21 protein-coding genes are annotated in these 23,490 nt (G+C 71.2%); 15 read left to right on the forward strand and 6 right to left on the reverse strand.

All coding sequences use genetic code 11. The features are described 5' to 3' along the window. Window positions 1–486: 486 nt before the first annotated feature. From ABZ714_RS07905 to ABZ714_RS07920, 4 genes are read left to right on the forward strand one after another with little or no spacing between them, the layout of a single operon-like run. A complete protein-coding gene (locus tag ABZ714_RS07905) occupies window positions 487–1,281 on the forward strand; it encodes a redox-sensing transcriptional repressor Rex (protein ID WP_358824283.1) in 795 nt (264 codons plus the stop codon). After that, on the forward strand, window positions 1,278–2,945 hold the full coding sequence (locus tag ABZ714_RS07910) for a glutamyl-tRNA reductase (protein ID WP_358824284.1): 1,668 nt from the start codon (window positions 1,278–1,280) through the stop codon (window positions 2,943–2,945). The genes ABZ714_RS07905 and ABZ714_RS07910 overlap by 4 nt, the downstream gene beginning before the upstream one ends. Beyond that, window positions 2,942–3,901: a hydroxymethylbilane synthase gene (hemC, locus tag ABZ714_RS07915; protein WP_358824285.1), complete on the forward strand. Its 960-nt coding sequence runs from the start codon at window positions 2,942–2,944 to the stop codon at window positions 3,899–3,901. The genes ABZ714_RS07910 and hemC overlap by 4 nt, the downstream gene beginning before the upstream one ends. Next, complete coding sequence (locus ABZ714_RS07920; protein WP_358824286.1) at window positions 3,898–5,562, forward strand: bifunctional uroporphyrinogen-III C-methyltransferase/uroporphyrinogen-III synthase; 1,665 nt, start codon at window positions 3,898–3,900, stop codon at window positions 5,560–5,562. Before hemC ends, ABZ714_RS07920 begins: the two co-directional genes overlap by 4 nt. A 90-nt stretch (window positions 5,563–5,652) precedes the next feature. Here the strand turns inward: ABZ714_RS07920 and ABZ714_RS07925 are convergent, their stop codons facing one another. Continuing rightward, window positions 5,653–5,886: a hypothetical protein gene (locus ABZ714_RS07925; RefSeq protein WP_358824287.1), complete on the reverse strand. Its 234-nt coding sequence runs from the start codon at window positions 5,884–5,886 to the stop codon at window positions 5,653–5,655. 161 nt (window positions 5,887–6,047) lie between these two features. On the opposite strand from ABZ714_RS07925, the gene ABZ714_RS07930 reads away from it, so the two are divergent. The 6 genes from ABZ714_RS07930 (at window position 6,048) to ABZ714_RS07955 (ending at window position 10,346) form a co-directional block, all read left to right on the forward strand. Next, entirely contained in the window at window positions 6,048–6,593 is a 546-nt protein-coding gene (locus ABZ714_RS07930) for a DinB family protein (RefSeq protein ID WP_358824288.1), read from the forward strand. Window positions 6,594–6,703: 110 nt separating this feature from the next. Next, entirely contained in the window at window positions 6,704–7,693 is a 990-nt protein-coding gene (gene hemB / locus ABZ714_RS07935; protein ID WP_358824289.1) for a porphobilinogen synthase, read from the forward strand. Between the two features lie 219 nt (window positions 7,694–7,912). Beyond that, window positions 7,913–8,812 (forward strand): NAD(P)H-binding protein, encoded by a 900-nt coding sequence (locus ABZ714_RS07940; protein WP_358824290.1) that lies wholly within the window; start codon window positions 7,913–7,915, stop codon window positions 8,810–8,812. A gap of 149 nt (window positions 8,813–8,961) precedes the next feature. Beyond that, on the forward strand, window positions 8,962–9,261 hold the full coding sequence (locus ABZ714_RS07945; RefSeq protein WP_358824448.1) for a WXG100 family type VII secretion target: 300 nt from the start codon (window positions 8,962–8,964) through the stop codon (window positions 9,259–9,261). A 41-nt stretch (window positions 9,262–9,302) separates the two neighbouring features. Next, complete coding sequence (locus tag ABZ714_RS07950) at window positions 9,303–9,512, forward strand: hypothetical protein (RefSeq protein WP_358824437.1); 210 nt, start codon at window positions 9,303–9,305, stop codon at window positions 9,510–9,512. Window positions 9,513–9,605: 93 nt separating this feature from the next. Further along, entirely contained in the window at window positions 9,606–10,346 is a 741-nt protein-coding gene (locus ABZ714_RS07955) for a hypothetical protein (RefSeq protein ID WP_358824291.1), read from the forward strand. 289 nt (window positions 10,347–10,635) lie between these two features. Here the strand turns inward: ABZ714_RS07955 and ABZ714_RS07960 are convergent, their stop codons facing one another. The 3 genes from ABZ714_RS07960 to ABZ714_RS07970 all read right to left on the reverse strand — a co-directional run bounded on the left by ABZ714_RS07960 (window position 10,636) and on the right by ABZ714_RS07970 (window position 13,450). Continuing rightward, window positions 10,636–11,589, reverse strand: a complete 954-nt coding sequence (locus ABZ714_RS07960; RefSeq protein WP_358824292.1) for a chitinase — start codon at window positions 11,587–11,589, stop codon at window positions 10,636–10,638. A 188-nt stretch (window positions 11,590–11,777) separates the two neighbouring features. Continuing rightward, window positions 11,778–12,662 (reverse strand): NAD(P)-binding domain-containing protein, encoded by an 885-nt coding sequence (locus tag ABZ714_RS07965; protein ID WP_358824293.1) that lies wholly within the window; start codon window positions 12,660–12,662, stop codon window positions 11,778–11,780. 188 nt (window positions 12,663–12,850) lie between these two features. After that, window positions 12,851–13,450 (reverse strand): hypothetical protein, encoded by a 600-nt coding sequence (locus tag ABZ714_RS07970; RefSeq protein WP_358824294.1) that lies wholly within the window; start codon window positions 13,448–13,450, stop codon window positions 12,851–12,853. A gap of 92 nt (window positions 13,451–13,542) precedes the next feature. On the opposite strand from ABZ714_RS07970, the gene ABZ714_RS07975 reads away from it, so the two are divergent. Both ABZ714_RS07975 and ABZ714_RS07980 read left to right on the forward strand, forming a co-directional pair. After that, on the forward strand, window positions 13,543–16,416 hold the full coding sequence (locus ABZ714_RS07975; RefSeq protein WP_358824295.1) for a TIR domain-containing protein: 2,874 nt from the start codon (window positions 13,543–13,545) through the stop codon (window positions 16,414–16,416). 81 nt (window positions 16,417–16,497) lie between these two features. Continuing rightward, window positions 16,498–16,773: a DUF1876 domain-containing protein gene (locus ABZ714_RS07980; RefSeq protein ID WP_358824296.1), complete on the forward strand. Its 276-nt coding sequence runs from the start codon at window positions 16,498–16,500 to the stop codon at window positions 16,771–16,773. Between the two features lie 73 nt (window positions 16,774–16,846). Here the strand turns inward: ABZ714_RS07980 and argS are convergent, their stop codons facing one another. After that, complete coding sequence (gene argS, locus ABZ714_RS07985) at window positions 16,847–18,622, reverse strand: arginine--tRNA ligase (protein WP_358824297.1); 1,776 nt, start codon at window positions 18,620–18,622, stop codon at window positions 16,847–16,849. 441 nt (window positions 18,623–19,063) lie between these two features. On the opposite strand from argS, the gene lysS reads away from it, so the two are divergent. The 3 genes from lysS to ABZ714_RS08000 all read left to right on the forward strand — a co-directional run bounded on the left by lysS (window position 19,064) and on the right by ABZ714_RS08000 (window position 21,535). Further along, a complete protein-coding gene (gene lysS / locus ABZ714_RS07990) occupies window positions 19,064–20,803 on the forward strand; it encodes a lysine--tRNA ligase (protein WP_358824298.1) in 1,740 nt (579 codons plus the stop codon). Window positions 20,804–20,941: 138 nt separating this feature from the next. Next, window positions 20,942–21,208, forward strand: a complete 267-nt coding sequence (locus tag ABZ714_RS07995; protein ID WP_358824299.1) for a DUF2087 domain-containing protein — start codon at window positions 20,942–20,944, stop codon at window positions 21,206–21,208. Between the two features lie 120 nt (window positions 21,209–21,328). Continuing rightward, window positions 21,329–21,535 carry a hypothetical protein gene (locus ABZ714_RS08000; protein WP_358824300.1) on the forward strand — a complete coding sequence of 69 codons (207 nt, stop codon included), beginning with the start codon at window positions 21,329–21,331 and terminating at the stop codon, window positions 21,533–21,535. 218 nt (window positions 21,536–21,753) lie between these two features. Here ABZ714_RS08000 and ABZ714_RS08005 read toward each other — a convergent pair whose 3' ends face one another. Then, window positions 21,754–23,337 carry a DUF2637 domain-containing protein gene (locus ABZ714_RS08005; RefSeq protein WP_358824438.1) on the reverse strand — a complete coding sequence of 528 codons (1,584 nt, stop codon included), beginning with the start codon at window positions 23,335–23,337 and terminating at the stop codon, window positions 21,754–21,756. Window positions 23,338–23,490: the final 153 nt, after the last annotated feature.

Consider the following 23,490-nt stretch of genomic DNA (forward strand, 5'->3'; position numbering starts at 1 on the left):
GCCCTTCTGGTCGCCCTCCGGAAGGGGGTGTCTCTCCGGGGGGAGGCAGTGCCTCCGGCGGAGGGGTTTCGAGTGCGGACCGCCCGTGGCTGGTCGTGCGGTTCCCCGGGCCCGTCCTCGGGGAGGGGGATGTCCTCCTGGCCGGCCTTGCGATGAAGGGGCCCCTGGATGCTCTTTCCGGTGCCGCGCCTGTGAGGGCTCGCGGGTGCAGGGGGGTATCCGGGGAGGAGGGGGGAGAGGCAGAGTGGAGGGGGCTCGGGGGGCGTGGGAGGAGTGTGGGGCGTGGTGGCCCCTTCGGAGGTGGAACGGCGCGAGGTGGTGCGGGGTTCCATGTTTACGGGATCCAGGCGCGTGACCCCGATCACTTTGACTGGACAAAACGGACACAATCTTTGTGCACGCGTTCACAAAGACATAGCCTGCTGTCGACGGGGCGGTCTTGGGACACACGGCCGCCTAGAGCTTCGCTCATCCCGCAGGAGCACCGTGGCAACTGGCCGAAATCACCGACCGGCGACCCGTAGCCGAGGAATCCCCGAGGCCACCGTCGCCCGGCTTCCGCTGTACCTGCGGGCGCTGACCGCGCTCTCCGAGCGGTCCGTGCCCACGGTCTCCTCCGAGGAACTGGCCGCGGCGGCCGGGGTCAACTCCGCGAAGCTGCGGAAGGACTTCTCGTACCTCGGCTCCTACGGCACCCGCGGCGTCGGGTACGACGTGGAGTACCTCGTCTACCAGATCTCCCGCGAGCTGGGGCTGACCCAGGACTGGCCCGTGGTCATCGTCGGTATCGGTAACCTCGGCGCGGCGCTCGCCAACTACGGCGGATTCGCCTCCCGCGGCTTCCGGGTCGCGGCGCTGATCGACGCGGATCCGGCGATGGCCGGGAAGCCGGTCGCCGGGATCGCCGTCCAGCACACCGACGAGCTGGAGAAGATCATCACGGAGAACGGGGTGTCGATCGGTGTGATCGCCACGCCCGCCGGTGCCGCGCAGCAGGTCTGCGACCGGCTGGTGGCCGCCGGGGTGACCTCCATCCTGAACTTCGCGCCGACCGTGCTGACCGTCCCGGACGGTGTCGACGTGCGCAAGGTCGACCTGTCGATCGAGCTCCAGATCCTCGCCTTCCACGAGCAGCGGAAGGCGGGTGACAGCGGCGATGTGCCCGCCGCCGTGACGGAGGGTGCCGCCGCTTCCGGCAGCGCCCCCGCGACCGTCCGGGACGGCTCCGCCGCCGGACGCAAGGGACCTGACGGGGACATGCCCGCCGTGATGCCGGCATGAGCCTTCTGGTCGTCGGACTGAGCCACCGCAGCGCGCCGGTGAGCGTGCTGGAGCGCGCGTCGCTCTCCGCGGACGCGCAGATCAAGCTGGCGCAGGACGTACTGACCGCCGAGCCCGCCGCCGAGGCGGCCGTACTGGCGACCTGCAACCGGATCGAGCTCTACGCGGACGTGGACAAGTTCCACGCGGGCGTCGCCGAGCTGTCCACCCTGCTCGCCCGGCACAGCGGGGTCGGGCTGGAAGAGCTGACCCCCTATCTCTACGTCCACTACGAGGACCGGGCCGTCCACCATCTCTTCTCGGTGGCCTGCGGACTGGACTCCATGGTGGTCGGCGAGGGGCAGATCCTCGGCCAGATCAAGGACGCCCTCGCCCGCGGCCAGGAGCAGCACACCGCCGGACGGCTGATCAACGACCTGTTCCAGCAGGCGCTGCGGGTCGGCAAGCGCGCCCACAGCGAGACCGGGATCGACCGGGCCGGACAGTCCCTGGTCAGCTTTGGTCTGGAGCAGCTCGCCGACGGCGCGGACGTGACCGAGTGGGCCGCCGACAAGCGGGCCCTGGTGATCGGCGCCGGTTCGATGTCGTCGCTGGCGGCGACCACCCTCGCCCGGCTCGGCGTACGCGAACTCGTCATCGCCAACCGCACGCTCGACCGGGCCGAGCGGCTGGCGGCGTCGCTGGCCGAGGCCGGTACGGGCACAACCGCCGTACGGGCCGTGCCGATGTCGGCGGTGACCGACGAACTGACACGTGCATCCGCGGTGGTCTCCTGTACCGGCGCGACCGGGCTCGTCCTCACCGCCGACGCCGTCGCCGACGCGCTCGCCGTGCCCGAGGGCGCCTCCGCCGTACTGGCGGGTGCCGCCGTCGCCGAGGGCGGCAAGCGCGCCCCCGACGGCAGCCTGGTCGCCCGGCTCGCCGAGACCGCGGGCCGCGACGGCCGGGTCCGCGACCGGGGCGGCCGTACCGCCGCCCCCGCCGAACGCGAACCGGCCGACGGCGGCTGCCCGGTCGGCCTGGACGACACGCATACCGGCACCGCCGGTGACCCGGTTCAGCACGGCGTCTGGGTGGAGAACGCGGGCAGTTCCGTACCGGCCGTACGGCAGCCCGTACGGACCGCCGAGACCGCCCGGGGCACCGTCCGCATGGCCCTGCTCGACCTGGCCATGCCCCGTGACATCGACCATGCCGTGCACCGGGTCCCCGGCGCCCGGCTGGTCGACATCGAAACGCTCGCCGAGGCGTCCGCCGACGCGCCCATGGCCGCCGACGTCGACCAGGTACGCGCCCTGGTGGCGGCCGAGGTCGCGGCGTTCGGCGCGGCCCAGCGCGCGGCCCGGATCACCCCCACGGTGGTCGCCCTGCGGACCATGGCCGCCGATGTCGTCGCCGGGGAGATGGCCCGGCTCGACGGCCGGCTGATCGGCCTCGACGACAAGCAGCGCGGAGAGATCCGCCAGACCGTCCACCGCGTGGTCGACAAGCTGTTGCACGCGCCGACGGTCCGGGTGAAGCAGCTGGCCAGCGAGCCCGGCGGCGCCGGGTACGCGGACGCGCTGCGCACCCTTTTCGACCTCGACCCGGAGACCGTGGCGTCCGTCAGCCGGGCCGATGTGAACGACCGCGACACCGACGCCGAGAACCGAGGACGATCATGACCGAGAGGGCACTGCGGCTCGGGACCAGGCGGAGCAAGCTCGCCATGGCCCAGTCCGGGCAGGTGGCGCGGGCGGTGGAAGCGGTCACCGGCCGCTCCGTCGAGCTGGTCGAGATCACGACGTACGGCGATGTCTCCCGCGAGCACCTGGCGCAGATCGGCGGTACCGGCGTCTTCGTCGCCGCGCTCCGTGAGGCGCTGGCCGCGGGCGAGGTGGACTTCGCGGTTCACTCGCTCAAGGACCTTCCGACGGCGCAGCCCGCCGAGCTGGCGCTGGCGGCGATCCCGAAGCGGGAGGACCCGCGGGACGTACTGGTGGCCCGGGACGGGCTGACCTTCGACCGGCTGCCCGAGGGCGCCAGGATCGGTACCGGCTCGCCGCGCCGGGCCGCCCAGTTGAACGCGTACGCGCGGGCGCACCACACCCGCATAGAGACCGTACCGATCCGGGGGAACGTAGACACCCGGATCGGATATGTGCGCAGCGGTGAGCTGGACGCGGTGGTACTCGCCGCGGCCGGGCTGAACCGTATGGGCAGAAGCGCCGAGGTGACCGATTTCCTCTCGGTCGACTTCGTGCTGCCCGCCCCCGGCCAGGGGGCACTGGCGATCGAGTGCGCCGCGGACGACGCGGCGCTGATCGCCCAGCTGGCCGAGCTCGACGACCCGGACACCCGGGTCGCCGTGACGGCCGAGCGATCCCTGCTCGCCGCCCTGGAGGCCGGCTGCAGCGCACCCGTGGGCGCGCTCGCCGACCTGTTGGGCGACGGCCAGGATGTCAACGAAATGCGCCTGCGGGGCGTCGTCGGCACGATCGACGGCGCGACGCTGGTGCAGCTGTCCACCACCGGTCCCGTACCCACGTCGCACGGCGACGCCATCGCGCTCGGTCGCGAACTCGCGTCCGAGATGCTCGCCAAGGGTGCGGCCGGTCTTATGGGGGAGCGAGCGTCTTGAGCCCCACCACCAACCCGTCCACGGCGTACGACTCGGCTAACGGGCACGTCACTTTCCTCGGCGCCGGACCCGGTGATCCCGGGCTGCTGACCTTGCGGGCTGTCGAGGCACTCGCGGGAGCCGAGGTCCTGATCGCCGAGCCGGAAGTGCTCGACGTGGTTCGCGGCCATGCGCGGGCGGGCGTCAGCACGCCTGAGCTGACGGTCGTCGACGATGCGTCAACAGCCGCCGGAATCCCCGTACTCAGGGATGCGGTCAATCTTGTCATGGAGGCCGCGCGGTCCGGCAGGCGGGTCGTGCGTGCGGTGAGCGGCGATCCGGGGCTGGACGCCGACGCCGGTCAGGAGATGCTGGCCTGCGCGGCGGAGGGCATTCCGTTCGAGGTCGTGCCCGGCATCGCGACGGCCGTGGGGGTGCCCGCGTACGCCGGGGTGCCGCTGCGGGACGCGCAGGGCACCGACGTCCGGTTCGTCGACGCCCGGACCGCGAGCGACCGCTGCTGGACCGAGGTCGGCGCCAGCGACGGCACGGTCGTGGTCTCCACGACGCTGGACGCGGTCGCCTCGGCGGCGGGCGAACTGGTCGCGGCGGGCCGCAAGCCCGACACCCCGCTGACGGTGACCGTCGCCGGGACCACGACCAGGCAGCGGACCTGGACGGCGACGCTGGGCACCATCGCCCAGGTCTTCAAGCAGGGCAAGATCCTGCCGTCGCCGGACGGCCACCGGCCGGTGATAGCGGTCGTCGGCGAGCGCAGCGCCCCGGCGCAGCGCGACCAGCTCGCCTGGTTCGAGTCCAAGCCGCTGTTCGGCTGGAAGGTGCTCGTACCGCGGACCAAGGAGCAGGCGGCGTCCCTCTCCGACCAGCTCCGTTCCTACGGCGCGGTGCCGCACGAGGTGCCGACGATCGCGGTGGAGCCGCCGCGCACCCCGCAGCAGATGGAGCGGGCGGTCAAGGGCCTGGTCACCGGGCGTTACGAGTGGATCGCCTTCACCTCGGTGAACGCGGTCAAGGCGGTCCGGGAGAAGTTCGAGGAGTACGGTCTCGACGCCCGCGCCTTCGCCGGGATCAAGGTCGCGGCGGTCGGCGAGCAGACCGCGAAGGCGCTGGTCGACTTCGGTGTGAAGCCCGATCTGGTGCCCAGCGGCGAGCAGTCGGCCGCGGGTCTGCTGGAGGACTGGCCGCCGTACGACCCGGTCTTCGACCCGATCGACCGGGTGTTCCTGCCGCGGGCGGACATCGCCACGGAGACGCTGGTCGCCGGGCTGATCGAACTGGGCTGGGAGGTGGACGACGTCACGGCCTACCGGACCGTGCGCGCCTCGCCGCCGCCGGCCGAGACCCGGGAGGCGATCAAGGGCGGCGGCTTCGACGCGGTGCTCTTCACCTCGTCGTCCACGGTCCGCAACCTGGTCGGGATCGCCGGGAAGCCGCACAACGTGACCGTGATCGCCTGTATCGGTCCGGCCACCGCGAAGACGGCGGAGGAGCACGGGCTCCGGGTCGACGTACTGTCGCCCGAGCCTTCGGTGCTGCGGCTGGCGGAGGCCCTGGCCGAGTTCGGCCGGGGGCGCCGGGCGGCGGCCGTCGAGGCGGGCGAGCATGTGACCCGGCCGAGCGAGCGGCGGCCGGGCGGACGGCGGCGGCGTACGACGACCTGACGCGGTCCGGTCGCCATGACACGTACGTCTCCATGACACGTACGACGTGCCCGGTGGGGGATTCCCCACCGGGCACGCGCGCGTCACGGGTCAGGGGTTGAGCGGCGCCGCGACGGGGGGAGCGCTGAAGACGATCCTCGGATAGCCCTTCGACTGGACCAGGGTGTTCAGGGCGTTCGCGATCTCCAGCGGGGTGATCTGCGGGGTGGAGGGCGGCATCATCTCGTTCCGTACCGAGAAGCTGACGGTCACCCAGCCCGGATCCATGCCGATCGGATAGTCGGCGGATCCCTGAAAGGTCGTTCCTTCGTGGAAGACGGCCATGATCGCCTCCGTGTCGTACGGATGGGGACGCGAGCCGTACCCGGACGCGGAACTGACCCTACGTCAGCGGGGCCGGGGCACCCCGCCATGTAAGCACGCCCCCCGGTCCCGTTCAATCAAATCCGTTGCCGCGGGCAAGGACCGGGTGCGAGCCTCCGGCCATGACGACCCCCGCCGCCTCGCCGCGCTCCGCCCTGCTCACCGGTCAGCTCGACATGATCTGGGCCCTGTTCGAGCACCACGCGGAGCGGATCGGCGACGAGGACTGCCTCTGGGAGCCCGTGGCGGGGGCGTGGAGCGTACGGCCCGACGGCGCCGGGCGGTGGGTCGCCGACTTCGCCGAGACCGAACCCGATCCGGTCCCGACGCTGACCATCGGCTGGCTCTCCTGGCATATCGGCTACTGGTGGACGATCACCCTCCGGCACTGCTTCGGCGGGGAGGTGCCGGCCCGCGAGGAGATCGTCTGGCCGGGGAGCGCCGAGGCGTCGGCCGGATGGCTGCGGGGGCTGCGGGACGAGTGGCGTACGGAGCTTTCGGCGCTCTCCGACGCGGATCTCGACGGTACGGGGCGGACCGACGGGCATCCGTTGTTCGGGGGCGCGACGCTCACCCTCGCCGAGGTCGCCGCCTGGGTGAACTTCGAACTGGCGAAGAACGTCTCCGAGATCGGGATCACCGCGCATCTGCGGAAGGCGCTGAGCTGACGGCCGGGCCGACGGCGGGGCGGGCTGCGGGGCGGGCGCCGGAGTCCGGGGCGGCGGCGTCCCGGGACTGGCGTCATGGGGGCTCCCGGCGGGGGCGTAGCGTGGGGACCATGACTACGTACGGTTCCTTCCCCGGGTCCCGGCCGCGGCGGCTGCGGACCACCCCGGCGCTGCGCGGGATGGTCGCGGAGACCCGGCTGCACCCCTCGGATCTGATCCTTCCGGCCTTCGTCCGGGAGGGCATCACCGAGCCGGTGCCGATCAAGGCGATGCCGGGGGTCGTCCAGCACACCCGGGACACGCTGCGGAAGGCCGCCGTGGAGGCGCGGGCCGCCGGGGTCTCCGGGATCATGCTGTTCGGGGTGCCGGACGACGCCAAGAAGGACGCGGCGGGGACGGCCGGGACCGATCCGGACGGGATCCTCCAGGTCGCGATCCGGGACGTCCGGGCCGAGGTCGGCGACGATCTGGTGATCATGTCGGACCTCTGTCTCGACGAGTACACGGACCACGGGCACTGCGGGGTGCTGGACGCCGACGGCCGGGTGGACAACGACGCCACCCTGGAGCGGTACGCGGAGATGGCCCAGGTCCAGGCCGACGCGGGCGTCCATGTGGTGGGCCCGAGCGGGATGATGGACGGTCAGGTCGGGGTGATCCGCGACGCGCTGGACACCATCGGCAAGGAGGACGTGGCGATCCTGGCGTACACCGCCAAGTACTCGTCGGCGTTCTACGGCCCGTTCCGGGAGGCGATCGGCTCGTCGCTGCGCGGCGACCGCAAGACGTACCAGCAGGACCCGGCGAACGTCCGCGAGTCGCTGCGCGAGCTCGCCCTCGATCTGGAGGAGGGCGCGGACATGGTGATGGTCAAGCCCGCCGGGCCCTATCTCGACGTACTGGCGAAGATCGCGGACGCGGTGGACGTGCCGGTGGCGGCGTACCAGATCAGCGGTGAGTACGCGATGGTCGAGGCGGCGGCCGAGAAGGGCTGGCTGGACCGGGACAAGGCGATCATGGAGACGCTGACCGGTATCCGCAGGGCCGGGGCGAAGATGATCCTCACCTACTGGGCGACGGAGGTCGCGCACAAACTCTGAGGTCTTTCGCGACCTTCTGCTGTCTTCCGCGTTCTTTCGCGTTCTTTCGCGTTCTTCTCGTGGTTTCCGGTGGCCCCCGGTGGTCCGGCCGGTGCGTTGCGCCCCGGTGCCGCCGGGGGTCACCGCGTAATAAGTGCGTACGGTGTACTCTCCGAATGAATACTGCGTACGGTGTACGAATGTGTGCCCGTGCGCGACCGGAACGGCGGAGGGGACACGATGAACGCGACGGACACGGCGACGACTGCGACGTACCTGGTGACCGGTGCGACGGGGACCATCGGACGGCGGGTGGTCCGCGAACTGACCGCCCGGGGAGCCCGGGTCCGGGCCCTGACCCGAGACCCCGCCAGGGCGGCCGGCCTCTTCGACGGCGCCGAGGTGGTCACCGGCGACCTGGAGGACCCGGAGAGCCTGACCGAGGCACTGAAGGGCGTCGGCCGGATGGTGCTCTTCCCGCACGCCGACGGGGCGGCGGACGTGGTGGCCCGGGCGAAGGCGGCGGGCGTACGGCGGATCGTGGTGCTCTCGTCGGCGGCGGTCACCTCCGGCTACGACACCACCTTCCATCTCCCGGTGGAGCAGGCCGTGGCCGCATCGGGCCTGGAATGGACCTTCATCCGCCCCGGCGAGTTCGCCGGGAACAAGCTGGAGCTGTGGGGTCCGTCGATCCGCGAGGAGCGGGTCGTCCGCGACATCGACGCCGACACCCCCATGTCACCCGTCCACCCGGCGGACGTCGCCGACGCGATCGTCGCCGCCCTGACGGAGGACGGGCACACGGGGAAGGCGTACACCTTCGACGGTCCCGCGCCGCTGACCGTACGGGAACAGGTCGCGATCATCGCCCGGGTGCTGGGCGAGGAGGTCAAGGTCCTGATCGTCCCCCCGGCGGAGCTGCGGGAGCGCTATCTCGCCCAGGGCGGATTCGCCGCCGCGAGCGCCGACTTCCTGCTCGGCTACGCCGACTACGACGGTGCGGGGACGGACCAGGAGGACGAGGAGACCACCGACTGGGGCGACCTCTACTCCCCGGACTCCGCGGAGATCGTCACAGGCCGGCCGGGGCGGACGTTCGAGGAGTGGGTGCGGGAGAACGCGGCGTCGTTCCGGGGGTGAGGGGCTGGGCGCGGCGCTTTTGCCGGGTCGCCGCCGGACACGATCTGTTTGGCCAACAGGCCATGGGCGTACGGGAATTGACTATGGCCAGGCCGAATCGGAAGAGGTGGTGGACGAGCTGTTCGGAGCGGCGCGGAACGGGGGGCGTGATGGACCGGAAGAACCTGGCGGCCGAGGACGGGGACCTCACGAAGCAGGCCGATGGCCTCGACGCCATGCAGGACCACCTGACCCGGCAGGTCTGCCGCATGGACCTCGTCGTGGACGCGATCGAGGGGGGCGGGCGGGGAACCGCCGCCACCCGGTACCGCCGACTCCACCCCTCGGTCGCCGAGGACGCCGTCCGGATCCGCGAAGTCATGGGGCGCCTCGAACAGGCCGTACGGATGAGCCGGGACGGGTTCACCGCGGTGGAACTCGACACCTTGGCGAGACGCTGGAACATCTGACCACCGAACTCGACGACATCCTCAGGCGGCTCAACGGGAAGCTGGACGAGCTCTCTACGCGCCTCGTACCGGTCGTCGCCTCCTGGCAGGGCGAGGCCCGTGACGCGTTCCTCTGCGAACTCGACAAGTGGGACCGCTCCGCGCGGGAGCTGGAAGCGGCCCAGAAGTGGCTGCACGAGGTCGTGACCAACGGCCACGAAGGTTACGCCGCCGCGCATCGCGCGGTCTCAAGCGGCTGGGGCGGTGCCTGATGGCCGAGCCCCGGCCCACGGACGAGGAGCCGCCGAGAGGAGAGGGAAGCCGCCCGGACGCGCTCCCCCAAATCGGCCGGGGGCGGTTTCGATGTGGAGCCGCGGCATCTCTACTACACGGCGTTCGTGGTGCGCGACGGACAATTCGACGACGACAAGGGCGCCACGGCGCCCGTCGGCGTACTGGACAAGTACACCCAGGCCGAATACCGGGCGCGCAATATGTGCGGCCCGGGCGGGCAGCCGTTGCCGGCCGTCATCCAGAACCCGCCCGGGTACGGCCCGGTCAACGACATCAAGTGGTCCGGCACCGGTGAGGACGCCGACTCCCGGGCCATCTCCGGCGCCCTCGGCGAGATCCCCGACTTCCTCGCCGATGTGATCCGGCCCGCCATCGAACACGGCCTCCGGCTGGGAAAGATGCATGAGATCACCCCCGGGGCCAGGGACGACGAGTTCAGGAACATGGCCTCGGCCTGGGAGGCCGCGGCGAAGGCCGCGAAGGCGGCGGCGGACGGCTTCAGTACCGACAGGGCGGCGGCGGACGCGGCGGTCGAGAAGTACCACCAGGCGTTCAGCGACGCCGCGGGGCGGCTGAAGGCGCTGGAGATCGAGCTGGACGAGGCGATACTCGGCGCGCCGACGTTCCGGGCCGAGGCGGCGAGGACGGAGGCGTACGGCGCGCGCACCCTCAACGACTTCAAGAAGGAACACGGCTGGCAGCGGCCGGAGAGCCCGGGGCCCTACAAGTACAGTATCGGCCTCGCGACGGAGGCAGAGCTGTACGGCGGGCACAGCATCGACAAGCATATGGGGCTGCCGACGCGGAGTTGACCCAGCGGTTACGGGACGAGTCGGGCGGGTCGGGCAGGGTGGATATCCCAGCCGCTTCCGCATTCGCCGACTCCGCGAGCCGCTGGCCCTGAGGCCGGGGGAGGGGGAGTACGCGTTCGGCGTCGCCGAGTCGGGGATGGAGGCCGGTGCCCCGGCTCCGTACGCGGTCTCCGGGTGGCTCGCCCTGGTGGCCGCACGGCTCGGCCCGGCGGCTGCCTGAGGGGCCGCGGTGGGGGAATGGCGCGGGGGAGGCGCGGATCGCGCCTCCCCCGGCCGGGCGTTTCTCAGGTCAGCAGTACAGGTTGGCGCCGGTGGGGACGCCCAGGAGCTGGGTGAAGCGGGTGTAGTTGTTCACCCGGCTCTGGACCTGGGCCGGGTTGCCGCCGTTGCACTCCAGTGAGCCGTTGATGGACCAGATCGTCTGGCCGAAGCCGGCCTGGTTGACCATCGCGTTGTGGCCGGTCATCGTGCCCGGGCCGGACTGGGTGTTCCAGTACCAGAGCGCCGTCTTCCAGGCGACGGCCGCGTCGTTCTGGACCAGCGACGGGTTGTTCAGCAGGTCGATGCCGAGGGCGTCACCGGCGGCCTTGTAGTTGAAGTTCCAGCTGAGCTGGATCGGGCCGCGGCCGTAGTAGGCGGCCTGGCCGGCCGGGCAGCCGTAGGGCTGGTTGCGGTCGCAGTAGTGCGGGTAGTTCGCCTGGTTCGACTCGACGATGTGGACCAGCCCGCCGGTCTCGTGGCTGATGTTGGCGAGGAAGGCCGCGGCCTCCTGCTTCTTGATCGTCTCGCCGCCGGTGTTGGCGAAGCCGGGGTAGGCGGCGAGCGCGGCCTTCAGGCCGGTGTAGGTGTAGAAGGGGTTCCGGTTCGGGAACATCTGGTTGAACTGGGCCTCGGAGACCACGAAGTCACCCGGGTTGCCGGGGCCGGGGCCCTCGCCGCCGCCGCAGGTGTGGGGGTTCCAGAACCAGGTGCTGACGGTGGGGTCGTAGCCCGGGTTGGCGTGCTCCGCGATGTAGTACTTGCCGTCGCGGTACTTGACGATGGCGCCGACCGGGTAATACGTGCCCTGGCGCCAGTCGGGCGCGTTGGCGCAGTCGTCCGCCGTGGTGGCGGAGGTGACCGAGGGCGCGGCGGGCGCGGCGGACGCGTTGGTGGGGACGAGACCGATGGCCGCGAGTCCGGCGGTCGCGGCGACGGCCACGACGAGCGCCTTGAGCCGGCGCTGGGTGCGCTGAACGAGCACGTGTTCCTCCTCCGTGCTTCAACGGCCGCTCGTGGAGGTGAGCGTGGGGGCTCGTGGGGGGTCTCCGGGGGCGGCCGTGGTGTGGGGGTTCGTGACCCACACTGAACGGCCCGGCCCGCTCGCGTCAAGGTATAGACCAATATGAAAGGGCCCTGGAGAAAGCCCTGTTGGGGACTGGGCGGGCCTCGTCAGGTGCGCGGCGTCAGTATCTCGGCGAGGCGGGAGAGGCCGTCCGCGCCGTGGCCGTCGGCCACCGCCCGGCGGATCAGCGCCTCCATCGGGGCGAAGAATTCCCCGGTGATGCCCTGCTCGGTCAGGGTGCCCAGCAGATTGGGCAGGGCGGCCTCGTTGACGGCGAGGCTGGAGACGTCGGTGAGATGGTCGCCGGAGTCCAGCGCCTCGGCGAAGTCCGTGACCGAGTGGGCCATGGCCTCCAGCCACAGCCGGAGCGGCTCGGCGAACTCCTTCGCCGGGATTCCCGCCGAGCGGACCAGGGCGAAGGCATGCCAGATGCCCATGCTCTGGCCGTACATCCCGATCAGCAGGGCGAAGTCGTTGAGGGCGGCGAGCCCGGCGTCCGTACCGGCGAACCGCGCTCCGCCGAGGGCCCGGAAGGTCTCCTCGTACTTCTCGAAGGCGTCCCGGTCGCCGCTGTAGTAGACGAAGGCGTCCGGCCCGGCGATCATCTGCGGGACCGCCATGATCCCGCCGTCGAGATACCGGGCGCCGTGCTCCTCCGCCCACTCGGCCAGCGCCCTGCCCTGCGCCGGGGTCCCGTTGGTGAGATTGACGACCGTACGCCCGGCGAGGCCGTCGGCCACCGGCTCCAGCACCTCCCGGACCTGGTCGTTCACCATCAGGCAGAGGACCAGCAGCTCACTCGCGGCCACCGCGTCCGCCGGTGTCGGCGCGGGGATCGCGCCCTGGGCGGCCAGCGGACCGGTCTTCGCGGCCGTACGGTTCCAGACGGTGACCGGGTGCCCGGCCTTCAGGAAGGCCGAGGCGAGGGCCGAGCCCATCATTCCGAGGCCGAGAACGGAGACGGCGGGCTTCGCGGCAGGGTCGGCAGACATGGGGGTGCTCCTGGAGAAATGAAGTGGAAGAGGTGCCGAAGTGGCGTTATCCATTCTCGGAGCCCGGAAATGCCTTCACAAGTACCGACTAATTTGTGGGGTACTCACCAAAAGGTGTGTGAAGGCCATGGCCGGCCCGGTCGGCCGACGGCCGGAAGACGGCCCAAGGGGCGTCTCCCGACACCGGTTTACGGCGCGGAGGGCTCGGCCGCGTCGGAGGGCTGCGCCGGAAGCCGTACGGCGATGAGGTCGCCGACTCCCGCCACCTCGTTCAGGGCGTCGGCCAGGGCCAGCATCACCCCGCGCACCCGCTCGATCTCCTCCCGTAGCTCGGCCGAGCGCGCCCAGCGCCGTTCGTGCGACACCGGGTCGACATGCTCCGGGCGCAGGCTCTCGTGCGCCGTGAGCAGCGGATGCCACTTGCTGAGCAGGGGCCGGACACAGTGGTTGAGCACCGTGACCGCCAGCGCTCCGAAGGTCACCTGCCCCGCCGGGACCCTGGGCGCGACCGCGGGGCCGTAACGCCGCAGGATCTCCCGCGTCGTACCGAAGACCGTGTACAGGGACGAGAGCGCCTCCCGCAGCAGACCTTCGTCCTCGCCGAGTTCGACCACGGAGATGCGCGTGGCCAGTTCGACGTACAACTCCCACGCGGCGTCCTGCTCGGCGTCGCCGGGCTCCCACACTCCGGAGATCTCCCCCACCAGAGGTATCGCCAGCTTCACACTGATCTGACGTGGGGTGAAGGCGCTGCTCCGGCCCCCGCTCCGCCGCTGCCTCTGCCGCATATCCACAACCTTTCCTCGGGTCGAACCTGGCATGTCACTCTATGAGTTGGCGTGTGTCGCACGCACAAGCTCTGTCCATACCGGGGGGATGGGTGAAGAGGGACGCTTTCATTTCGTACAGCCACAAACGGGACATCGAGCTGGCCCAGGCGTTGCAGCGGGGGTTGCACCGGCTGGCCCGCCCGTGGACCAGGCGGCAGGTCATCAGAGTCTTCCGGGACACGACCAGTTTGTCCGCCAACCACGACCTGTGGTCGTCCATCCTGCGCGAGCTGGAACAGACGAGGTACTTCATCTATCTGGCCTCGCCCGAGGCGGCGCAGTCGCGGTGGGTTCGCAAGGAGATCGAGTTCTGGCTGGACAACCGCCCCCTCGACCGCTTTCTGATCGCGGTCAGTTCCGGCCGGGTGGCCTGGGACCAGGAGGCCGGGGACTTCGACTGGGAGCTGACGGACGCTCTGCCGCCGGTGCTGCGCGGGCGCTTCACGGCGGAGCCGCTGTGGGTGGATCTCAGCCGTATCCGGGAAGGCGCCAAGTACTCCCTCCGCCAGGCCGAATTCCGGGACGCGGTCGGCACTCTGGCGGCCCCCCTGCACGGCCGGAGCAAGGACGAGCTGGACGGCGAGGACATCCGCCAGCAGCGTCTGGCGACGCGATTACGGCGCGGCGCGATCACCGGGCTGGCGATGCTGACCGTCACGGCGGTCGTCGCGGGAGTCGTCGCCTGGCAGCAGCGGAACGAGGCGCTGGACCGGGCCCGGACCTCGGCGTCACAGGCGCTGGCGGCCCGGGCGCTGGAGACGCTGGACACCGATCCGCGGAAGGCGGCGCAGTTCGCGCTCTACGCGGAGGAGGCCAAACCGACCGCCGACTCCCTTCAGGCGATGGCGGCGGCCGTCGCTGGCAACGGCAGCGTAGAGCGGCATCTGAAGTCCGGTTCCGACGAGTTCGCCGCCTTCGTCGGCTCGCGCTCCCGACCCCCGACGAGGGTGGCGATCAGCAGAGACGGCGGGATGCTCGCCTACTACGCCTCCTTCGGTTCGGGGAAGGTGCACCTCTACGACATCCGGGCCGGGCGGCATCTCAAACCCCTCCCATCGGGCCATGACGAGATGGTCGGAGGGGAGTTCCAGCTGAGTGCCGACGGCAGCAGGCTCGTCGTGGAGGGGTACCGGCACCGGGTCGAGGTATGGGACGTGCGGGGTGCCCGGTTGCTCCGGGCCATGACCATGGGTGTTCCGGACGAACTCGCCAACGCCCAGAAGGGACTACGGGCGCTGGCCTTCTCCACGGACGGCAGATGGCTCGCCACCGCCCAGGCGACGTCGGGTACGGAGGAACTCCAGATCAGTCTCTGGAACGTGGCCGAGGGACAGCTCGTACACGAGGAACTGACGGGCTCGGAGTCGGTGCATGTGCGACTCGCCTTCATGAAGGACAGCGCACGGTTGCTCGCCCTCGACGCCGCGGCGGGTTCGATGCGTGTCTACGACCCGGCTCTTGGCTCCTGGGAGGCCGGGCGGAAGCTGGCCGGATTCCCGTCGGACGCCGAACAGGTGGTGATCGAGCCCGGTGCGGGGCAGGCGATGGTGTGGCTTGAGGACGGCGGGATCCAGGTCTGGGACCTCGGCCGGGGCAGGCCGACCAGCTCCCGGGCGGCGGAGGCTCCCGACCGGATCGCTCCTCCGGGCCCGGGGACAGCGCTTCTCGCGGGGGCTCAGGACGGGGAGGTCGCCCTGTACGACCGCGGACTGGGCCGCGGCCGGATACTGGGGCGCTTCAGCTTCCCGGTCCAGGACCTCGCGATCTCCGGCGACGGGCGATGGGTCGCGGCCGGGTCCGATGACGGGGCGGTCTCCCTCTTCGCCGCGGGCCGGCAGGGCGCCGGGACGGCACTGGCGAACGAGGGCGGGCTGATCCGCGGTTCCCTGTCGGACGACGGACGATTCGGATTCCGCTCGCGACCGGGTAAGCCGGTCGATCTCTGGATGGTCGGCAGGGGCAACACCGGGCTGAAACGGCTGGGACGGATTCCTCCCGCGGCGAAGAGCGCCAACGGCGAACTCTCCCCCGCCGCCGACGCGATCGCCGTCACCACCGACGGAAGCCGGGCCGCGTTGGTCCGCGGAGGGGAACTGTCGTTCTGGGACCCCAGGACGGGGCGGCGGGTCGGTTCGAGCGCGATACCGGGCGACGTCGACTCGCGTGGCGGGGGACAGCTTTTCTTCCTGGAGGACGATATCCATCTGGTGGGGGTGTGGGACGAGGGCATGCTGGTCGTCGACTCCCGGTCCGGGGAGATCCGGCAGATGGTGAGCCGGGATTCCGCCTACTTCGAGTTGACGGTGAGCGGGGACCGCAGGCACGTGGCAGCCCTCGACAGTGTTTCGGACGAACTCTTCGTCTGGCGGGTGGCGGGCGACGGGCGGCTGAAGAAGATCCGTACGGCGCGGATGCCCGACGGTTCCTCCGCCGCCTCGATCAGCCACGGCGGTGAGAAGGCGGCGGTCTCGGGAAGGGACGGTCGGATCTTCTTCGTCGACGTCGGCTCGGGCCGGACCACCCGGGGTGCCGTCATGTCGCAGTCCGGACACGGACCGCTGGTCTTCAGCCGTGACACCCGTCTCGCCGTACGGGCGTTCAGCGCCCGTGGTGACGTCGGGGTGCGGTTCTGGGACACGGGCAGCGGCGATGTGCTCGGGACCTGGCCACTGATGTCGAACACATCGGGAGGGGGAGCCGCGCGGCAGGTGGAGGAGTGGGAGGACCGGACCGCCGTGCAGATCGCCCCGGCCGTCGACGGCGGCTTCCTCGCCCTGGGGGTGGGCGGCTCCCTCACCCGGCACGGTGTGGAGCCCGGCGACTGGCGGCGGCACCTCTGCGAACTGGCTCTCGGCCCGTTGCCGAAGGACGAGTACGACCGGTATCTGGGCTCGCTCGACGTGGGCCGCCCCTGTCCGTCCTGAGGCCTCGGGGCCGGTACCGGCTGGCGGGGGTTCCCCGTTCGGCGCACCCTGGGAGGTGGACAAGGGTGGAGGTGGTCCGTCATGCATACACAGACACTTGTCGGCTGGCATGTCGAGATGGAGTTCCGCGAGGACGGCGACCGGACCAGGGCCGCCGCGATGGTCCGGCTGTCGGACGGGACCGAGATCCGGGGGCACGGGAACGCGCAGCGGCATCCCTCGGACGCGGAGCAGCTACGGGTCGGTGAGGAGATCGCGGGTGCGCGGGCGCTGATGGACATCGCGTCGCAGCTGCTGCAGAAGGCGCACCACGAGATCGACGAGGCGTCGGGGCGGAATTCGCACCCCCTGACCTGACCTGCTCTCGTGGGAAACGCGGCGGGGGCGTCACCGCGTGCAACGGTGACGCCCCCGGGCCGGTCCGGCGATGTCAGAGCCGTTCGGGCGTCCGGATGCCCAGGAGGCCCATGCCGAGGCTGAGCGTGCGGCCCGTGAGGTCGACCAGGAAGAGCCGGTTCTCGACCAGCTCCGGCGGGTTGTCGGCGCTCAGGACCTGGCACTTGTCGTAGAACGTGGTCAGGTGCGACGCCAGCTGGTAGAGGTACGCGGCCAGCTTGTGCGGCTCGTACGTCTCCGCGACCTCCGCGACGACCTCGCCGAACTGGTCGACATGGAGCGCGAGGGCCCGCTCGGCCGGGTGGAGGGTCAGCTCCGGGTGGGGGACCGGCCGGGCGTCGCCCGCCTTGCGGAGGATGGAGCGGATCCGGGCGTACGCGTACTGGAGGTAGACCGAGGTGTCGCCGTTGAGGGAGACCATCTGGTCCAGGTCGAACTTGTAGTCCCGGACGGCGGAGGTCGACAGGTCGGCGTACTTGATCGCGCCGATGCCGACGTACCGGCCGTTCTCGGCGATCTCCTCCGGCGACAGGCCGACCTTCCCGGCCTTCTCGCCGACCACGGCGGTGGCCCGGTCGACGGCCTCGTCCAGCAGGTCGACCAGCTTGACCGTCTTGCCCTCACGGGTCTTGAACGGCTTGCCGTCGGCGCCGAGGACCGTACCGAAGGCCAGCTGGACGGCCTTGACCTCGTCGTTCAGCCAGCCCGCCCGGCGCGCGGTCTCGAACACCATCTTGAAGTGCATCGACTGCCGGACGTCCACCACGTACAGCAGGGTGCGGGCGTCCAGCTCGCCGACCCGGTTCCGGATCGCCGAGAGGTCGGTGGCCGCATAGCCGTAGCCGCCGTTGGACTTCCGCACGATCAGCGGGGTCGGCTCGCCGTCCGGGCCCTTGATGTCGTCGAAGAAGACACAGAGCGCGCCCTCGGAGCGGACCGCGACCCCGGACTCCTCCAGCAGCCGGCAGGTCTCCGCCAGCATGTCGTTGTAGCCCGACTCGCCGACGATGTCCTCGTCCGCGATCTCCATGTCCAGCTTGTCGAAGACCGAGTGGAAGTAGATCTTCGACTCGTCGACGAACCGCTGCCAGAGCGCGAGGGTCGCCGGGTCACCGGCCTGGAGGGCGACCACCCGGTCCCGGGCCCGGGTCTTGAACTCCTCGTCGGAGTCGAAGACCGCCCGGGCCGCCTTGTAGAGCCGGTCCAGGTTGGACATGGCCTCCTCGCCGGAGGACTCGCCGTCCCGTCCGTGGTCCAGCTCGTGCGGGTGCTCCTCCAGGTACTGGATGAGCATGCCGAACTGGGTGCCCCAGTCGCCGATGTGGTGGCGGCTGATCACCTTCTCGCCGGCGAACTCCATGATCTTGACCATCGCGGCGCCGATCACGGCCGACCGCAGATGGCCGACGTGCATCTCCTTGGCCACGTTCGGCTGCGCCCAGTCGATCACGGTGGTGCCGGGGTCCGTCGCGTACGGCACACCGAGCCGGTCGTCGGCGGCCCGGGCGGCGAGCGTGTCGACGATCGCCGCGTCCGAGACCGTGATGTTCAGGAAGCCGGGGCCGGAGACCTCGACCTCGCGCAGCAGTCCGTCGCTCTCCGTGTCGAGGGCGGCCACGACCTGGCCGGCCAGCTCCCTCGGATTGCCCTTGAGCCGTTTGGCGAGGGCGAGGATGCCGTTCGCCTGGAAATCGGCCCGGTCGCTGCGTCGGAGCAGCGGGTCGGCGGAACCGGCCTCCGGCAGGGCTGCCGAGAGGGCCGTCGCCAGGCGCTGCTGCACATTCGACGCGAGGGAAGGGACCGAGGTCATGGGCTTCCGTTTCTGATTCGGGAGGATCTGGAGGTTCGGGAGGTTCTGGATGTCCGGCGGCTCCGGATATCCAGATGACCGGATGTTCCGGATATTCCGGGTGTCGTCCGGGCGGTGGGCGTTCCGGGAAATCGTTCCGGGAAGCCCCGAGCCGCCCGGCTGCCAGTGTCCCACGCGGCGCCGATCGACTTCGCCCCGATAACGCCGACCGGGCCGGGGCGGGCGGGGCGGCCTCCGGTCGGGCCCGGCGCGCACGCGTACACATGGCGCGAACCGGGTGCGTTACCGACGGAACGTCGGGGCGGTGGGTTCCGTCTGGGAGAATAGGAGGATCCGGCGCGGAGCGCCGCGCGGACGCCGTCGCGTCCGCCGGGCGCGGCGCCGATGCGACTCCGGCGTGGAAGCCGATTCTGGAAGCACCTGGAAGAAGGACGTAAGGACGTGCCGACCGTGGCTCAGAGCACTACCGAGACCGATTGGGTCTCCCGTTTCGCAGACGAGGTCATCGCGGAGTCGGAGCGGCGTGCCCCGGGCAAACGAGTCGTCGTCGCGTCCGGGATCTCCCCCTCGGGCCCGATCCACCTGGGCAATCTCCGCGAGGTCATGACCCCGCACCTGGTCGCGGACGAGATCCGCCGCCGGGGGTACGAGGTCCGGCATCTGATCTCCTGGGACGACTACGACCGGTTCCGCAAGGTGCCGTTCGGCGTCGAGGGCGTGGACGAGTCCTGGGCCGAGCACATCGGCCGCCCGCTGACCTCGGTACCCGCCCCGAAGGGCTCCGCGTACCCGAACTGGGCCGAGCACTTCAAGGCGGCGCTGATCACGTCCCTGGACGAGCTGGGTGTGGTCTACGAGGGCATCAGCCAGACCGAGATGTACACCTCGGGCGTCTACCGCGAGCAGATCCTGCTGGCCATGCGGCACCGGGCCGACATCGACGAGATCCTGGGCCGGTACCGGACCAAGAAGGGCGCGGGCAAGAAGCCCCCGCAGAAGTCGCAGAAGCCGGTGGACGAGGCCGAGCTGGAGGCCGCGGAGGGCTCCGGCGCCGCGTCCGAGGACGACGGCACGAGCTCGGCGGGCTACTTCCCGTACAAGCCGTACTGCGGCTCCTGCGACCGCGATCTGACGGTCGTCACCGCCTACGACGACGACAGCACCGAGCTGACGTACGACTGCGCCGCCTGCGGCCACACCGAGACGGTCCGGCTCGCCGAGTTCGACCGGGGCAAGCTGGTGTGGAAGGTCGACTGGCCGATGCGCTGGGCGTACGAGGGCGTGGTCTTCGAGCCGTCCGGGGTCGACCACAGCTCCCCGGGATCGTCCTTCCAGGTCGGCGAGTTCATCTGCCCGCTGTTCGGCTGGGAGCGGCCGATCGGCCCGATGTACGCCTTCGTCGGCATCAGCGGCATGGCCAAGATGTCGTCGTCCAAGGGCGGTGTGCCGACGCCCGCCGACGCGCTGAAGATCATGGAGGCGCCGCTGCTGCGCTGGCTGTACGCGCGCCGCCGCCCCAACCAGTCGTTCAAGATCGCCTTCGACCAGGAGATCCAGCGGCTCTACGACGAGTGGGACAAGCTGGCCGCGAAGGTCGCCGACGGCTCGGTGCTGCCCGCCGACGCCGCCGCCTACGGCCGGGCGGTCCGGACCGCCGAGGGCGAGCTGCCGACCACGCCCCGGCCGATGCCGTACCGGACCCTCGCGTCCGTCGTGGACATCACCGGCGGCCACGACGAGCAGACCCGGCGGATCCTGAGCGAGCTGGACCCGGCGAACCCGGTCGGGTCGCTGGACGAGGTCCGGCCCCGGCTGGACCGCGCCGAGAACTGGATCACGACCCAGGTCCCGGCGGACGCCAGGACCGTGGTCCGGGCCGAGCCCGACACCGAGCTGCTGGCGTCGCTGGACGACGAGGCGCGCCGCTCCCTGGCCCTGCTGCTGGACGGGCTGGACACGCACTGGTCCCTGGAGGGTCTGACGGCCCTGGTCTACGGCGTGCCGAAGGTGATGGCCGGTCTCGACCCGGAGGCCAAGCCGACGCCGGAGCTGAAGGTGGCGCAGCGGGCGTTCTTCGCCCTGCTCTACCGGCTGCTGGTGACCCGGGAGACCGGGCCGCGGCTGCCGACGCTGCTGCTCGCGGTGGGTGCGGACCGCGTCCGTACGCTGCTCGCGGCGTAGCCGCGCGGGACTCTGCGGACAGCCGATGCCGGGGGCACACCGCCCCCGGCATCGGCGTGTCCGGGTCCGGGGGGCGGCGCCGGGGCCGGGGGCGTAAATCCTTTGCCGCCGGGCGGGGCGCAGCGGGAGAGCGCCCGGATGGACGACACACGGGAACAACGGGGTGTGGAGGAGCTGTTCTCGGGCGGGCGGCTGGTCGCCGTGCCCCGGAAGGCGGGGCGCCGCACCCGGCTCCTCGAACATCTCGCCACACCCTTTCGCGGTGGGCGAGGAGTACCCGAGAAGGAAGTCAACGCGCGGCTCGGCCGGGTGCACGACGACCACGCGGCGCTGCGGCGCTATCCGGTCATCGGCGGTCAGCTCACCCGGACCCGGGACGGCGCCGCCTACCGCAGGACCGCGTAGCCCGGCCCCGGACGGGCTCGCCGGACGGTATCCGTGGCCCCGGGAGTGCATCCTTCGGACTACTCGCCGTTCCGTCGTGCGCACGATGTGCCGCCGCCGGGCGGGCGGGATCGTGGAGGCATGAAGAACGAAGCGCTGGCGATCGCCGGATGGATCATCGGGGTCCAAGGGGCCCTGGGTGCGGGCGGGCATCTCTGGGGCGAGGAGCCGTGGGGCCTGATCCACCGGTACCAGGAGCTGTCGCTGCCCGCCTATGTCGTCCTGCTGCTGGTGGGCGCCGCCCTCGCGGGCGTGGGGGAGTCGGGGAAGAAGCGGCGCAAGCGCTAATAAGGGCTGTCCCGTAATCCCCGGCGGGCGCACGACGACAGCTACGGCACTTCGCCGCGTTGTCGAATCGTCCGAATACGCCCAGTACGAGGAGGTCTCTCCGCCGTGCGACGCACCGCGTCTGACGCCGTGCGCTGATCCGCCGCGGATGACGGGACAGCCCTCAGGCCGCGAACCCGCCGCCTCGGCCAACCCGCCGCCCGGCCGGGCGCCGGGTGTCAGGCGATGTGCTCGGCCTCCAGATCGGCCTCCATGCGCTGGCGGAACGCGGGCATCGCCTGCCGCAGCAGGGCCGCGCTCCGCGGATGCGTGATGCCGTGGACATCGGCCAGGTGTATCGCCAGGACATCCGCCGTCGGATAGGCCGCGTGCTCGTGGGCGTAGGTCACGAAGACCGGGTACGCCTGCTCGTAGAACTCCTGGACATCGGGGGACGCGGCGTCGTCCGCCGGGTCGTCGCCGGGGCCGTACGGCTGCTCCGGCTCGTCGCGCTCCTCGGGGTCGCCGAGGATCCGGGTCCGTCCGCCGGGGCCCGCCGGGATCAGGATCGGCTGCCCGGCCTCCGGCTGGGGTCCGGCGCCCGCGGGGCCGCCCCGCGGCCGGTTCAGCTCCTGGATCTGGCCCTGTACCTGGATCTGTTCCTGGTAAGGATCCTGGTACGCGGGGTCGTAGCCGCCCTCGTACCGCTCGTTCCCGGGGCTCTGGCGGAACCACGGATTGTTCTTGGGGTCCTCCTCGGCCTCGGCGTACCGCTGGTACTCCTGGAACCGCTGGTACTCCTCGTACCGCTGCCGCTCGTACTCCTGGTACTCCCGGTACGCGGCCTCGTCGGCCTCGTCGGTGTGTTCCGCCGCCTGCGGATCTGCCGCCTCGGCCGGGCCGTCCGCCGGGTGCTCGTGCGGCTCACCGGCGGCGGTGTTCTCGGCGGCGGGCTCCGGCTTCGCCTCCGGTGCCGATTCCTGTTCCTGTTCCGGCTTCTTGTCCAGCGTCACAACCTGCTGCGCCGGGGCCGGGGCCGGGGCCGGAAGCTCGGGCTGCGGTGTCCCGGCCGCCACGGAGGCCACGGCCGCCACCGGAGTCCCGGGCGCCCCGGGGGTGACCGGCGCGGGCGGCAGCAGCACCGGATCCACCCCGGCCGCCGCCAGACCGGCGGGCGCGGTCTCCGCCAGCGGTACGCCGTACTTCGCCAGCCGCAGCGGCATCAGCGACTCCACCGGGGCCTTGCGCCGCCAGCCGCGCCCGTACCGGGCCTGGAGCCGGGCCTGGTAGATCAGCCGCTCCTGCTCCAACTTGATGACCTGCTCGTACGATCTCAGCTCCCAGAGCTTCATCCGCCGCCACAGCTTGAACGTCGGCACCGGGGAGAGCAGCCAGCGGGTCAGCCGGACACCCTCCATGTGCTTGTCGGCGGTGATGTCGGCGATCCGGCCGATCGCGTGCCGGGCCGCCTCGACCGTTACCACGAACAGCACCGGGATCACGGCATGCATCCCGACACCGAGCGGATCCGGCCAGGACGCTGCACCGTTGAAGGCGATGGTGGCGATCGTCAGCAGCCATGCCGTCTGCCGCAGCATCGGGAACGGGATGCGCATCCAGGTCAGCAGCAGATCGAGGGCGAGCAGGACACAGATGCCCGCGTCGATACCGATCGGGAAGACCATGGCGAAGTCGCCGAACCCCTTGCGTTCGGCCAGGTCGCGCACCGCGGCGTAGGAGCCGGCGAAGCCGATGCCGGCGATGACCACCGCACCCGCCACCACAATGCCGACGAGTATCCGGTGCGTGCGTGTCAGCTGCATCGCGGCCACCCGCGATCTCCTTCCCCGAACCCGACCCCCGACCGGGAATCCGGTCGGAACCTTCGGAACCTTTGGCCGGATCGAGGTCTGGACAAGTGTTCCCGTCCGGTCAGGGGCACAGCGTGGCACATGAACGCGGAGCCCGCGCCCCTC

This window comes from Streptomyces sp. NPDC006798 (genome assembly GCF_040635975.1).
GTDB lineage: Bacteria > Actinomycetota > Actinomycetes > Streptomycetales > Streptomycetaceae > Streptomyces.

What these genes read in the sequence shown, in the direction of transcription:
- ABZ714_RS07910 (WP_358824284.1), top strand. Translation starts at nt 1,278, where the DNA reads ATGAGCCTTCTGGTCGTCGGACTGAGCCACCGCAGCGCGCCGGTGAGC.
- hemC (WP_358824285.1), top strand. Translation starts at nt 2,942, where the DNA reads ATGACCGAGAGGGCACTGCGGCTCGGGACCAGGCGGAGCAAGCTCGCC.
- ABZ714_RS07925 (WP_358824287.1), bottom strand. Translation starts at nt 5,886, where the DNA reads ATGGCCGTCTTCCACGAAGGAACGACCTTTCAGGGATCCGCCGACTAT.
- ABZ714_RS07930 (WP_358824288.1), top strand. Translation starts at nt 6,048, where the DNA reads ATGACGACCCCCGCCGCCTCGCCGCGCTCCGCCCTGCTCACCGGTCAG.
- hemB (WP_358824289.1), top strand. Translation starts at nt 6,704, where the DNA reads ATGACTACGTACGGTTCCTTCCCCGGGTCCCGGCCGCGGCGGCTGCGG.
- ABZ714_RS07940 (WP_358824290.1), top strand. Translation starts at nt 7,913, where the DNA reads ATGAACGCGACGGACACGGCGACGACTGCGACGTACCTGGTGACCGGT.
- ABZ714_RS07945 (WP_358824448.1), top strand. Translation starts at nt 8,962, where the DNA reads ATGGACCGGAAGAACCTGGCGGCCGAGGACGGGGACCTCACGAAGCAG.
- ABZ714_RS07965 (WP_358824293.1), bottom strand. Translation starts at nt 12,662, where the DNA reads ATGTCTGCCGACCCTGCCGCGAAGCCCGCCGTCTCCGTTCTCGGCCTC.
- ABZ714_RS07970 (WP_358824294.1), bottom strand. Translation starts at nt 13,450, where the DNA reads ATGCGGCAGAGGCAGCGGCGGAGCGGGGGCCGGAGCAGCGCCTTCACC.
- ABZ714_RS07980 (WP_358824296.1), top strand. Translation starts at nt 16,498, where the DNA reads ATGCATACACAGACACTTGTCGGCTGGCATGTCGAGATGGAGTTCCGC.
- argS (WP_358824297.1), bottom strand. Translation starts at nt 18,622, where the DNA reads ATGACCTCGGTCCCTTCCCTCGCGTCGAATGTGCAGCAGCGCCTGGCG.
- ABZ714_RS07995 (WP_358824299.1), top strand. Translation starts at nt 20,942, where the DNA reads ATGGACGACACACGGGAACAACGGGGTGTGGAGGAGCTGTTCTCGGGC.
- ABZ714_RS08000 (WP_358824300.1), top strand. Translation starts at nt 21,329, where the DNA reads ATGAAGAACGAAGCGCTGGCGATCGCCGGATGGATCATCGGGGTCCAA.
- ABZ714_RS08005 (WP_358824438.1), bottom strand. Translation starts at nt 23,337, where the DNA reads ATGCAGCTGACACGCACGCACCGGATACTCGTCGGCATTGTGGTGGCG.